This is a genomic window from Amycolatopsis sp. QT-25, assembly GCF_029369745.1.
Lineage (GTDB): Bacteria > Actinomycetota > Actinomycetes > Mycobacteriales > Pseudonocardiaceae > Amycolatopsis.
The window spans coordinates 4,452,591-4,466,607 of sequence record NZ_CP120210.1 but is presented as its reverse complement, the minus strand read 5'-3'; the positions used below and the strand labels follow the sequence as shown (position 1 = coordinate 4,466,607).

Annotated in this window: 5 protein-coding genes; all 5 read left to right on the top strand. The window is 67.1% G+C overall.

Annotated features, from left to right (window positions below; genetic code table 11):
- Positions 1 to 44 precede the first annotated feature (44 nt).
- The 5 genes from P3102_RS20570 (at position 45) to P3102_RS20550 (ending at position 14,007) form a co-directional block, all read left to right on the top strand.
- Positions 45 to 509 carry an ATP-binding domain-containing protein gene (locus P3102_RS20570; protein ID WP_346660135.1) on the top strand — a complete coding sequence of 155 codons (465 nt, stop codon included), beginning with the start codon at positions 45 to 47 and terminating at the stop codon, positions 507 to 509.
- Positions 510 to 720: 211 nt separating this feature from the next.
- A complete protein-coding gene (locus tag P3102_RS20565; protein ID WP_276360966.1) occupies positions 721 to 9,132 on the top strand; it encodes a SpvB/TcaC N-terminal domain-containing protein in 8,412 nt (2,803 codons plus the stop codon).
- A gap of 203 nt (positions 9,133 to 9,335) precedes the next feature.
- Complete coding sequence (locus P3102_RS20560) at positions 9,336 to 9,743, top strand: hypothetical protein (protein WP_276360965.1); 408 nt, start codon at positions 9,336 to 9,338, stop codon at positions 9,741 to 9,743.
- Positions 9,744 to 10,691: 948 nt separating this feature from the next.
- Complete coding sequence (locus tag P3102_RS20555) at positions 10,692 to 11,432, top strand: ABC transporter ATP-binding protein (RefSeq protein ID WP_276360964.1); 741 nt, start codon at positions 10,692 to 10,694, stop codon at positions 11,430 to 11,432.
- A 4-nt stretch (positions 11,433 to 11,436) separates the two neighbouring features.
- On the top strand, positions 11,437 to 14,007 hold the full coding sequence (locus tag P3102_RS20550) for an FtsX family ABC transporter permease (protein WP_276360963.1): 2,571 nt from the start codon (positions 11,437 to 11,439) through the stop codon (positions 14,005 to 14,007).
- Positions 14,008 to 14,017 lie beyond the last annotated feature (10 nt).

Genomic DNA, 14,017 nt, shown 5'->3' with positions numbered 1-14,017 from the left:
GGCTGGCCCGGCTGACCGTCAACTACCGCACCCCGGCGGAGATCATGGCCGCCACCGAGGACCTGCTCAGCGCGCGTCACCCGGGGTCGCGGCCTCTCCGGTCGGTCCGCTCGACCGGGGAGCGGCCGTGGCGGTCGCGCACCACGGCCGCCGAGCTGGCCGACGTCGTCGCTCGCCTCGTCGCGCGCCACGACGAGGGCAGCCTGGCGGTGATCGCGCCGCCGGTGCACCGGGATCGGCTCGCGGTGGCGCTGCCGGCCACGGTCCCGCCGGACCTCACGGAGCCGGTCGTCCTGCTCACTCCCGGCGAGGCCAAGGGAGTGGAGTTCGACTCGGTGCTGATCGTCGACCCGGCGGCGGTCATGGCCGCCGGACCCTTGGGCCACAACGATCTCTATGTGGCGATGACCCGCGCGACACGGCGGCTCGGCGTGGTACACCCCGGCCCGTGCCCGGCGGAACTGGCCCGGATCCCCGTATGTCCCGGTGAAGGGAACACCCACCCGTAGCAAGAGAAGTTCACGGAAGTGGTGTTTCATCGGGATTTCATCGACGGTCGATACCGTCGCCGAGATCGATACTCGCCCGGATGCGCTATCTGGTCACGGTTGTCCGCTGCGTGCTTCGCTCCCGCATCACCGTTCGATCCCGTGCGCGACGGTCATTGTCGCCGGACGGGACCATTTGGCCTAATTCATCGATCCAAAGGGGGTCGGGGGCATGGCTGCCTTCGCATGGACTCGTCCGGTTCGTCAGCACCGCCGGGCCGTGGTGGTCGCGCTGATCTTGGCGTTGGTGGCGGTGACGGTCCCGGGCGCGGCACCGCCTTCGGTGCGCTGGGCGGCGCAAGGATCGGGCGCGGATGGAGCAGTCGCGGCGCCGGAACATCCGGAGGGGACGTCCTTCGATCCGAACCAGATCAAGGACATCAAGGCGGCCGATCCGGGGGCCGGGGTGAACCTGATCGGACTGCCGTCGGCGAACAACCGGGGCGACGCGCGATTGTCCTACCCGCTGGAAGTCCCCCAAGGGCGGGCAGGTCTGGAGCCGAAGCTGTCGGTGGCCTACAACTCCTCGGGGGCGAACGGCTGGCTGGGTGTGGGGTGGGACGTCGCCCTGCCGTCCATCACGGTGGACACCCGGTGGGGTGTGCCGAGGTATGACGCGGGGTTGGAGACCGAGACCTATCTGCTGAACGGTGAGCAGCTCACCCCGGTGGCCCATCGGGGTGAGCTGCAGGCCCGGACTGCGGAAAAGGTCTTCCACGTCCGGGCGGAGAGCCGGTTCGACCGGATCGTCCGGCACGGGGACAGACCGGCGGGCTATTGGTGGGAGGTCACCGACAAGGCGGGCACCCGCATGGTGTTCGGCGGGGCACCCGATACGACGCTCGCCGACAAGGCGGGCAGCATCGCCACCTGGGCGGTCCGCGAAGTCCGTGACACCAACGACAATGTCATGCGTTACCGGTATGCGAGGGTGGACGACGGCGGTACCGAGAAGTCGACGGTGCCGGGCAGCAATCTGTATCCGCAGCGGATCACCTACACCGGCCACGGCGACGTCGAGGGCAAGTACTCGGTGACGTTCCTGCGTGACCGGGACCGGGGCGAACCCCGTCGCGGTGATGTGCAGATCGATGCCCGGGGCGGCTTCAAGAAGGTGACCGCGGACCTGCTGCGCCGGGTGGAGGTCAAGCTGGACGACCAGCTGGTGCGCGCTTACGAGCTGAACTACCGGGCAGGCGCGTTCGCGAAGACGTTGCTGGCGTCGGTGTCTCAGTTCGGTGAGGACAACAAGCTGTTCAACACCCACTCGTTCGACTACTTCGACGATGTCCGGGACAAGGACGGCAACTACACCGGGTTCGGGAAGGCGGCGGGTTGGTCGGTCCCGGATGACGATCTGGGCGTGAACATCCGTGAAGGTGAGGCGAGTGCGATCTCGGCGAGCACTTCCGTCGGGTTCGGTGCGCACTTGTTCGCTGGCTACAACGTGCAGGGGTGGCCGGTCAAGCAGGGTGGCGTCGGGCTGAAGGTCGGGTTCAACGCCGTCCAGTCCGATGGCCTGTCGGCGCTGGTGGACGTGAACGGTGACAACCTGCCGGACAAGGTGTTCCGCAAGAACAACGACGTGTATTACCGCCCCAATTCGAGCACTCCGGGGGGTGAGCCGAAGTTCGGTGACCCGCCGGTCAGGTTGCGCGACCTCCCGGGGATCTCGACCGAGCGGACGTTGTCGGGCACGATCGGTGTCGAGGCGTTCGTCCTCGCTGTAGCCGCGCAGCTGGACTTCGTGGGGACCACGACCACGTCGGATCGGTTCTTCAGCGACGTCAATGGTGACGGCATCACGGACCTGGTCGACAACGGTGGCGTGTTGTTCGGCTACCTGGATGCCAACGGGCAGCCCGCCTACAGCGCGGACTCCACCCGCACCCCGGTGCCCGTCGGCGGTGGAGCGGTGACCGGCGAGATCGTCGGTGACCAGACCGCGCAGTTCAACCAGCAGGTCGACAACTCGCCGCTGCTGGACTCGGTGCGCCGGTGGGTCGCGCCGTTCGACGGCACCGTCCGCGTCGACGGCCGGGTGCAACTGACCGTGGACCCCTCGCCCGCGCGCGCCGCGTACACCAAAGCCGACGGTGTGCGGGTCACCATCCAGGCCAAGGACACCGAACTCTGGGCGCAACGGATCGGCCCGGACGACCACACCGAGTTCACCCCGGCCAATGTGTCGGCCATCGCGGTGAAGAAGGGCGACGCGCTCTACTTTCGCACGCAGTCCATTCTGGACGGCAAGTACGACACGGTGGCGTGGGATCCGGCGATCAGCTACACCGACCTGGCGGCGGGCACGGACGTGAACGGGCTGGCGAGCACCGTGTTCCGTGCGTCGGCGGACTTCACGCTCGGCGGCCGTTCGTCGCAGGTGATGGTGCCGGTGACCGGCAAGCTTCAGCTGACCGGCGATGTGGTCAAGAGCAAGGTGACCTCGGACGACGTGACCGTGGTGATCACGAAGGGCAACGGGGTGCACGCTCCGGCGGAGGTGCTCCGCAAGGTTCTGCCTGCTGCGTCGACCGGGACCACCAAGATCGACATGAGCCTCCCGGTCAGCCAGTTCGAGAAGATGTCATGGCACATCAGAACCGACTCCCCGATCGACGTTTCCGCGGTGTCCTGGGTACCGAAGGCGCACTACACGGAGGCGCCGGGGGTGGAGTCGCTGGTCGACGACAAGGGCCAGCCGACCCTGGTGATCAGCCCGCCGTTCGACGTGGACATGTACCCCGCCGACACCCTCACCACGCCGCAGCAGACCTACAAGGTGACCAAGACCGGCAAGCTGCGGGTCCGGCCGGGCGTGAAACTCGACTTCGGCTTGACCGCAGGGAGCAAGATCGCGTTCACCGTCAAGAAACGCGGCGGGCAGCTGCTGGGCAAGCGGGTCGTCGACATCGTCAACGGGCAGTACGGCTCGCCCGGCCAGGACCTCGACGTGGTCGTCCCGGTCACCGAAGGCGACGAGCTGTATTTCGACCACTCCACAACGGATCCCAACCTGTTCGGCTTGGTCGCCGAACAGTCCGCGAAGGTCACCTACGACCTCTCGTCCCCATGGCCGACGTTCAGCCCGGCGCCGAGCGCGATGCACGGCTCCGCTCAGCAGGGTGCGTTCCCGCAGCCCTACCGCGGCTGGGGCGTGATCGGCTACCAGGCCAACCGCGACCGCGCCACCCAGCCCATCAAACAGGCCGAACTCGCGATCGACCAGAGCTTCAAGGACGCCCTTCCCCGGGAACCCAAGAAAGCCGACATCGCGGGGTTCGCCGCGAACCCGCGGATCCCCATGCCCCGGCTCGCGATCTTCGCTCCGAACCCGGCCAAGGGCGGCTGGGCCGCGCAGGACGAGTCGTCCTGGTTCACCGCCACCATGGCCACCAGTTCCCGGCTCGGCGCGGACACCATCGACGTGGTCACCGATGCCGATGTCGCAGGCGACCGCACGGTGATGCGCCGTGGGGTCACCGGTCAGGTGTCCGGCACGCTGTCCGCTGGTCCGTTCGGGGGCACCGTCGTCGGTGGCATCACCGCCGGGTCGGTGGACTACGTCGACCTCAACGGTGACCGGTTCCCGGATGTGGTCGGCGCCAAGGAGATCCAGTTCACGGACATGAACGGCGCGCTCGGCTCCCGACGGGGGACGCTCGGCGGCAACGTCCGCGAAACCGACAACCTGTCCGGCAACGTGTCGTACTCCGCGGGCAGCGAGGCCGCGACACTGGCCAGCGCACTGGGCCTGGCCGCGCCCGAAGCCGGCAGCAGCAACAACACCGCCACCAACGGCCCGGTCCAACCGGCGCTGGGGATCGGTGGCAGCCTCGGCGGTGGTGAGTCCGATACCCGGGTCGACCTCATCGACATCAACGGTGACGGCCTTCCGGACAAGGTCTTCGCCAACGGCGACGCCCAGCTCAACCTCGGCTATAGCTTCGCTGCCAGGGAACCCTGGTCAGCGGGACCGATCAACGACGCCTCCACTCGCAACCTCGGCGTCAACCTCGGGTTCAACGTCGACAACTACGGCTTCGCGGGTGGTCTCTCCGCCGAACTCGGCACCTCTTTCACCAACGCGAGCATGCTCGACGTCAACGGCGACGGTCTCACCGACCGCGTCTTCACCGATGGCGCCAATCCGATCAAGGTGGCCATCAACACCGGCACCGGCTTCACCGCTCCCACTCCGTTCCGCGGCAGCTTCGCCGACATCGCCGTGGACAAGAACGCCACTCTCGGCGCGGGCGTCTACTTCACATTCCCTGTCCCCACTCCGGTCGGCACGTTCGTGTTCAACCCCGGCGCCAATGTCTCCACCGGCATCGGCCGTGCCGAGATCGGCCTGCGTGACGTCAACGGCGACGGCCTCGCCGACCACGTCAAATCCACCCGCGACAACGAGCTGATGGTCGCGGCCAACCAGACCGGCCGGACGAACCTGCTCCGTGCGATGACCCGTCCGATGGGCGGACGGGTCGAGCTGGACTACACCCGCACCGGCAACACCCAAGCCATGCCCGAATCCCGATGGGTGCTCTCCCGCACCGCTGTGTCCGACGGCCATCGCGGAGACGGAGCCGACACCCAGCTCGCCACCTACCGCTACGAACAGGGCGCATACGACCGGCTCGAACGCGAATTCCGCGGCTTCGGCAAGGTCGTCACCGAACAGCGCGACCCTGGCGCGGCCGACGCGCTGTACCGCTCGACCACCGACGAGTACCGTACCGACAGCCTGTACACGACCGGCTTGGTCGCCCGCACCCTGACCGCCGACAACGCCGGGCGGCCGCTCACTGAAACCGTCAACAGCTATCAGCTCCGCGACACCGCGCCGGGCAGTGCGTTCGCCGCTCTGTCCCGAGTGGACAAACGCTTCTACGAAGGTGCGGAGAAACCTGGCAAGTCCACTTACACCGAAATGGTTTATGACGATTTCGGTAACCTGATCCGCTCGTTCGACGCCGCCGACGAGGGCACGGCCGACGATGTGGAGACCACCTACGGCTACAGCGCGTCCGACCCGGCTTGCCGTGACCGCAACATTGTCGGTACCGCCAATCTGGTGAGGCAGCGCGGCGCCGCCGACGGTGCCGTTTCGCGGCACCGGGAATCCACAGTGGACTGCAAGACGGGGACGGTGCGGCAGGTCCGCCAATACCTCACCGACACCGTTTCGTCGAATGTCGATCTGGAGTACTTCCCGGACGGGAACCTGAAGTCGGTGACCAAACCGGCCAACAAGACCGGCCAGCGGTACCGGCTGGACTACGGCTACGACACCGTCGTCGGCGTGCACATCGAGTCTATGGTGGACAGCTTCGGACTGCGCTCGAGTGCGGCGCACAACCTTAAGTACGGGCAGCCGGAGCGCACCACCGACCAGAACGGCCAGCAGGTGCTACGCGGTTACGACAGCGTCGGGCGGCTGGACACCGTCACCGGACCGTATGAGATCGGCTCGTGGAAGGTCACGATCGACTTCGACTATCACCCCGAAGCCACCGTTCCCTACGCCACCACGCGGCACCTCGATCGCGACGCCACCGGTGTCCGTGAGGACACGATCGACACCGTCACCTTCTCCGACGGCCTCAAACGCGTGCTGCAGACGAAGAAGGACGCGTCGGTCGCGGACAGTGCCGGGGACACCCCCGAACAGGTCATGACCGTGTCCGGTCGCGCCGAGTTCGACTTCCTCGGCCGTGCGGTGGAGCAGTACCAGCCGGTGACCGAGCCCAAGGGCGACGGCAACACCACGTTCAACGCCGCTTTCGATACGGTGACCCCGACTCGCGTCTCGTTCGACGCGCTGGACCGTCCGGTCAAGACGGTCCAGCCGGACGAGGTCACGACCACCATGGCGTACGGGTTCGGTCCCGACCGTGCCGGTGTCACCCGGTTCGAAACCACCGCGACCGACGGCAACGGCAAGCAGAAGCGCAGCTACACCGACCTGCGGCAGAAGACCACCGCGATCAAGGAGTTCAACCCGGCGGGCGGGCAGCCGGTGATCTGGACCAGCTACGCCTACGACCCGCTGGGGCAGCTCACCACCGTGGTGGACGACAAGAACAACACCACCCGCTCCGACTACGACACCCTCGGCCGCCGCACCGTGCTCGACAGCCCCGACGCGGGCCGCACCGAAACGCGTTACGACCTGGCGGGGAATCCGACGGTGAAGATCACCGCGAACTTGAAGGCAACGGGCAGGCAGGTCGAGTACGACTACGACCACAACCGTCTCACCGCGGTCCGTTACCCGGCCTTCCCGGCCAACAACGTCACCTACACCCACGGCGCGCCCGGTGCGCCGGATAACGCCGCCGGCCGGATCACCGAGATCCGCGACGCGGCGGGCACCGTCACCCGCGGCTATGGCCCGTTGGGTGAGACCACCCGGGAAACCCGCACCATCAAGATCGCCGGGCAGGCGGACCGCGGTTACACCACCGGATGGCGCTTCGACGCGTTCAACCGTGTCCTGCAGATGACCTACCCCGACGGCGAGGTCCTCCGCTACGACTACGACACCGGCGGCCAGGTCACCCGGGCCAGCGGGGCCAAGAACGGCACCGACTACCTCTACCTCGGTCGCCTCGACTACGACAAGTTCGGCCAGAAGGTGCTGCAGCAGGCCGGTAACGGGGTGCGCACGACCTACACCTACGACCAGGCCGACCGCAGGCTCGCCACGCTGAAGTCGAAAACCCCGGGTGCCACCGAGTTCCAGAACCTCGGCTACACCTACGACGAGGTCGGCAACATCACCGAACTGACCAATGCCACGGCACAGAATCCGACGATCGGGGGTCCGAGCAGCCAGACCTTCGGCTACGACGACCTCTACCAGCTCACCTCCGCCAGCGGTCAGTACACCACCAAGAACAACCAGCAGGACAAGTACACCCTGGCGCTGGGCTACGACTCCATCCACAACACCACCACCAAAACCCAGCACCACGAGATCACCGGCACCTCCACGCAAGCGGCGTCGCTCAACCGCCGCGAGCAGGGCGCGGCGTCACCGGCCGGGGGCGGCGGAGGGAGCCCGGCGTCGCTGGGCCCGCTGACGACCGGACCGATCGAGCCCGTCGCGGGGCAGGACGCCACCAGCTACGACTACAAGTACGACTACGGCAGTGGAAAACCGCACGCACCCAGCAAGGTCGGCCCGATCACGCAGGCCTACGACACGAACGGCAACCTCACCGACACCGTGAACACCGCGGCGGGCGAGACCAAACGCCGCCAGTACGTGTGGGACGAGGAGAACCGCCTCGCCTGCAACCAGGACACCGCCACCACGACGGTCCCGCAAACCCCGGCAGGCTGCCAGGGAGCCACCGTCGGATACACCTACGACGTGGCCGGTGAACGCGTCATCAAACAGGGCGACGGCCTGTCCCTCTACCCCAACCGCGGCTACAGCGAACGTAACGGGACCGGGTTCAAGCACATCTTCATCGGCGACAGCCGCCTCACCACCAAGACCGTCGCCGCCGACGGTCCCGAGAACACCCAGTCCTACTTCCACGCCGACCACCTCGGCTCGTCCGGCTACGTCACCGACAGGCAAGGCAACGTCACCGAGCACCTCGAGTACATGCCGTTCGGGGAGACCTGGGTCGAAGAGAAGGCGGGGGAAAGCGGTACGCCCTACAAGTTCACCGGTAAGGAACTCGACGAGGAAACCGGTCTTTACTACCACGGCGCTCGCTATTACAACCCGAGAACGCAGCTTTGGGCGAGCGCGGATCCGGCTCTCGGCGAGTTCATGTCCGGCTCCAAGGCCGCGGGCGGTATCACCAATGCTCGCAACCTGGCCGCCTACACCTATGCCCACAACAATCCGGTCATCCTGACCGACCCCACCGGTAAGTCGCCCATGGTTGCCATTCCGTCACCGCCGCCGGCGCCGATTGAAAGGAATCATCAGCGAGCCAATGCGAACGGATCGGGCCCGGCCGACTACGATGAGTGGAAGAATCGTAGTGCGTCGGACAATATATGGTTGGGGGGAATTGCGACTGGAGCGGTAGCGATGTCCCAGGGTGCCAGGGCTGTCCTCGGCGCGAATGCTTCAGCGCTGATGAAGCATTTCCTTCAAAACTCCGGGGACGACTACCGGGGTGTCAGTGTGGACTCGATGCTGAAGGAGATCGTCGGATTCCGGGCCGACGTCGAAATGTATGCCAAATCGTATGTCAGGTCGCATATCAAGAATTACCCGCCCGGCGTTCGTGAGCAATTCGCCTTCAATACCGACTGGCATTTGTTTGAAACGGATTGGGCTGACCCGGACTGGCATACCGCGCTCGGCAAGTTCGACTTCCAGATAAGCGGTGTTGCTACCCCGACCAGTGACGGCGGCTGGGATATCACCGTTCAGGTCGGTATCTACGACTACTACAACTTCGAAACCGCTGATACGGACTCGAAGTTGCATCCATCTCATCTCAACGAACTGCATCGTGCCGGGCTTGCGCAGAATTTCAATGTGTTCGGAAGATCCAGTCCGTTCACATTCCACCTGCCGCCCGATCAAGCATCCGGGCCGGTGGCCTAGAGGACATGTGTACGTAGCATAACGGCCCCTCTGTCGTGACCGCCTCGCGCGGGGAGGCGTTGCCGCCGCTCGGTCCGCAGTGCAGGAAGTGCGGGCCGAGCGGCGGTCGGCGGTCTATCGTTCGGGAAAGCACGCTCGATTCGGACCACGTTTTCATGGATCACGCCTATAGGCGCGTCGAAATTTGGTAGTGAGGATCGCAGATGGCCGAGGAAAGCGATCCGCGGCATCGATGGCTCACCAGGCTTGTCGAAGAGCTGAGTGAGTACTTGCAGGAGCCGGTCCTGATCGCGGGGCCACTCGAAGAATGCTTCATCGAGGACGCCTTCTGTTGCTTCATCCGCAGTTCACCTCCACGCGGCCGGGATTTTCAGCTCTGCTGGGAAGGAGTCCTCGGTGGGCAGCAGATCGACGATGCGAAGTACGACACGAGCGCCACGCTGTTTCTGTACAGCAGGAACGAACGGCTCTCCGTACCCGGCCATGACAACGGAAGTTGCTTGGAGGACGTGTACGAGGGCTCCCTGGAGCATGGCGGGCGGTGGGCGGACGCCTACTGGGCGAACGACGACCTCGGCGAATACTTCGAGTACGACTCATACAGCGGCTGAGTGCCACCGGGCATCCAGATCGCAAGGATCCGTGGTGGCGTCGCGGCTGGAGCCCGGTCGTACTCCCGGCCGTCGGCGGTCACCTTCTTGAAGCGAAGGAACTCGCCCTCCGCGACCGTGGACAACGTCTGCGCATAGTGGAGAACTGAACCGTCACGGGTAAGGGACCGGCTTCGTTGTCAGACCAGCGCCGGTCGGCGTGGCAGGTGTTGAGCGTAATAGGTGGTCTCGTACTCGGTCGGGGTGAGGTAGTCCAGGCGGGAGTTGTTGTACCAATCGACCTATTCCATCACCGCGTACTCGGGCTCGGCCAGGTTTATGAACGGGGCATGCCGGTTGACGACCTCGGTTGTGAACAACCCGGTGATCGATTCTGCCAGTGCGTTGTCGTAGGCGTCGCCGACCGAGCCGATGGAGCTGATAAGCCTTGCAGGGCAGGGGAATCGGTGAAGGACACCGATGTGTACCGAGACCCTGCATCGGAGTGGTGGATCAGTCCTGGCGCGACTGGGTGTCCGTGGTGATCGCGTCTCCACAGCGCCATGTTCAGCGCCTTGGACACCAGCGTGGTCGTTTTCGTGCTCGTTGCGGTCCAGCCATCGAGGCGGTCAAGGGCCAGACGGACGGCCTTCTCACGGGCCTCGGGCGGGTAACGCTTAGACATAGTGACCATCATCCTCATAAAAGGAAGCGGCCCCCAACCCGTGACGGTTCAGGGTACCGAGTGGGAGGGGCTTGCGTGCCATTCGTCATCTCCAAAGACATGGGTTTCGCATGGATTGCGGTGTTGCCCCTCGGCTCGACCTGACTGGGCTGGGCGATTGCCCTGCCGGCCACGGCCCATGGTGGTGCCTGCTCTACCAGGAGTCTTCCCCCGTGCGGGGTCGATCCCGGCCCTCGTCAACCATAGGTTGTGACGAGACAGATCACCACCGTTAAGGGGAAGCAATGAATGCAGGGGGCGCGAGCGCCTTGAAGCTGGAATCCGTGAGCAAGGTCTACGGATCCGGTGACGGCGCGGTCACGGCGTTGAACGGGGTGACCGTCGAGGTGCGCAGAGGGACGTTCACCGCGGTGATGGGGCCGTCGGGTTCGGGCAAGAGCACCTTCCTGCACTGCGCGGCAGGGCTGGACAAGCCGAGTTCGGGCCGGGTGCTGCTGGGGGACACGGAGCTGAGCCGGATGCGCGAGAAAGCGCTCACCGAGCTGCGGAGGACCCGCGTCGGGTTCATCTTCCAGGCCTACAACCTGTTGCCGTCGTTGAACGTGGTGCAGAACATCACCTTGCCGATGCGGCTGGCGGGGAAGAAGCCGGACCCGCGGTGGCTGCGCGAAATCGTCGAGGGAGTCGGGATCGCGAAGCGGCTCGAACACCGCCCGTCGGAGCTGTCCGGCGGCCAGCAGCAGCGGGTCGCGATCGCCCGCGCGCTGGTCACCCGGCCGGAGGTCGTCCTCGCCGACGAGCCGACCGGCGCGCTGGACACCCGCACCGCACGCCAAGTGCTCGATCTACTTCGCTCCATTGTAGACGGCATGGGGCAGACAGTGCTGATGGTCACCCACGACCCGGTCGCGGCCTCGGCGGCGCACGGCGTGCTGTTCCTCGCCGACGGCAAGCTGGCGGGCCACCTTCAGGGGCCGACACCCGAACGGGTCGCCGAGCGCATGACCCACCTCGGGGAGTGGTGACGTCATGTGGCATTTGGCATGGCAGACGATCAAGACCCGCCTGAGCGGCTTCGTCGGCGCGTTCATCGCGATCCTCTGCGGGACGGCGCTGGTCGCCGGCTGCGGTGTCCTGATGGAATCCGGTCTGCGGGCGGGTGTCCCGACCCAGCGGTACGCCGACGCGGCGGTCGTCGTGGGCGGCAAGCAGGCGGTCGACCCGCCCGGCACCGGTCCGCTCGAGACCCAGCAGGTCGCCGAGCAGGCTTCGGTGCCGGTGACGCTCGCCGGGAAGATCTCCGCGCTGCCGGGGGTCCGCGGCGTGGTGACGGAACAGAGCTTCCCGGCCAACGTGGTGGCGGCCGATGGCACGGCGCTCAACGGGCCGGAAGGCGGCCGGTCCTTGGGCCACAACTGGGACGCCGCCGCGCTGGCGCCGTTCTCGCTGCGTGAGGGCCGTGCGCCCGCCGGGGCCGACGAGGTGGTCCTGGACGCCGAGCTGGCCGCCCGGGGCGGGGCGTCGGTCGGGCGGCCCGTGAAGGTCGCCATCCGCTCGACCCCGGTGGAGTTCCGGGTCTCGGGGATCGCCGCCCCGAAGTCGGGAGACGGCTTCAGCCGGCAGTCCGCGGTGTTCTTCTCACCGGAGAAGGCCGTCGAACTCGCCGGAGCACCCGGCCAGGCGCACGCGATCGGGGTGCTGGCGGACCCGGGTGTGACGCCGGGTGACCTCGCCGACCGGATCCGCGAAGCGGTCGGCACCGACACGGTGACGGTGACGACCGGGGTCGAGCGCAGCACGGTCGAGTTCCTCGACGTCAGCCAGACCCGGATGCTGTTGATGGCGCTCGCGGGCTCGTTCGGTGGCTTCGCGCTCCTCATCGCGGTGTTCGTCGTGGCCAGCACCCTGGCGCTGGTCATCAACCAGCGTCGCCGGGAGTTCGCGTTGCTGCGGGCGGTCGCGGCGACTCCCCAGCAGATCCGCAAGCTCATCGGCGCCGAGACGATGCTGGTCGCGGTGGTCGCCGGGGTGTTGGGCAGCGGCCTCGGCGTGGCGGTGGGCTTCGGGCTGAGGAACGCCTTCGGGGCCATCGGCGTGATCCCGCCCGACTTCGAACTGGCGATCAGCCCGATCCCGCTCGTCGCCGCGTTCGTGCTCGGCCTCGGCACGGCCCGGCTGGCCGCGTGGTCGGCCTCGCGGCGCCCGTCGTCGATCCGCCCGGTGGAGGCACTCGGCGAAGCCGCGGTGGAACGGCGTGAACTCGGCCGCGTGCGGGTCGTCGTCGGGCTCGCGCTCGTGGTGGCCGGTTTCGGCGGTTCGATGGTCCCGATCTTCGTCCGCGGTGACGCGGGGCTCGCGGCTTCCGGGGGTTCGTCGCTGCTCATCGTGATCGGGCTGGCCGTGGTCAGCCCGAAGGTGGTCGCCGTCATGACCAGGCTGATCGCCCCGGTGCTCAACCGGACGTCGCGGATCAGCGGCTACCTCGCCGCCGCGAACAACCAGGCCAACTCGCGCCGCCTCGCCGCCGCGGTGACGCCGGTGATGCTGGCGGTCTCGTTCGCGCTGACGATGTTCTACAGCCAGACCTCCGCGGCCGCCGCGCGGCAGGAGGAGACGGTCGAGTCGACCACCGCGGACCACGTGCTCGCCAGTGGCACGGGCGGGCTCTCGCCGGAGGTCGCCGAGGCGGCACGGCGGATCCCCGGGGTCGCCGCCGCGACCCCGGTGGTGCGCACCGAGGTGATCAACACGGTGCAGGAGCAGGAAAGCCTGCGCGTCGAGCGGTACGCGGCGCACGGACTGGACGGCGACCAGGTGCGCGGCAATCTGGATCTGGGCATCGTCTCGGGCAAGATCACCGACCTGACCGGGAACACCGTGGCGATGAGCGAAGCGGAAGCCGACTGGTACGACAAGAAGATCGGCGACGAGGTCGAGTTCTACCACGGAGACGGCGCTCCGGCGAAGCTGCGGCTGGTCGCCACCTACACCCGCGACCAGGCCTTCGGTCGCTACGTGCTGCCCGCGGAGCTGGCCAGGGCGCACACCGGTGACCGGATGGACGATTCGGTGCTCGTGCGGGAGCAGCCCGACGCGGATTCCGCGACCGTGACCGCCGCCCTGAACGACCTCGCGAACCGTTATCCGGGGCTGGTCGTGACGCCGGGGTCGGCGGTGGCCGCGCCCGACGGCGGGCAGCAGCAGGCCCAGTTCTACGTGAACCTGGTCGCGGTCGGCGTGATCCTCGGCTACGTCGTGATCTCGGTGGCCAACACGCTGGTGATGAGCACGGCGCAGCGCTCGCGGGAGTTCGCGCTCCTGAGGCTGATCGGCACCACGAAGCGACAGGTCATCCGGATGATGCGGTTCGAAGCACTGGCCACGGTGGGGGTCGCGGCACTGCTGGGGACCGTGGTGGCGGGGATTCCCCTGGTGCTGCTGAACCTCGGCCTGCGCGGAACGCCGCTGCCGTCCGGAACGGTGACCGTCTTCGGCGGGGTCATCGCCGGGGCGATCCTGCTCGGGCTGGTCTCGCTCGGCCTCGCCACCCGCGTGGCGCTGCGGGCGAAGCCGATCGAGGCGATCGGCCTCCGCGAATAACGGGCCCTGG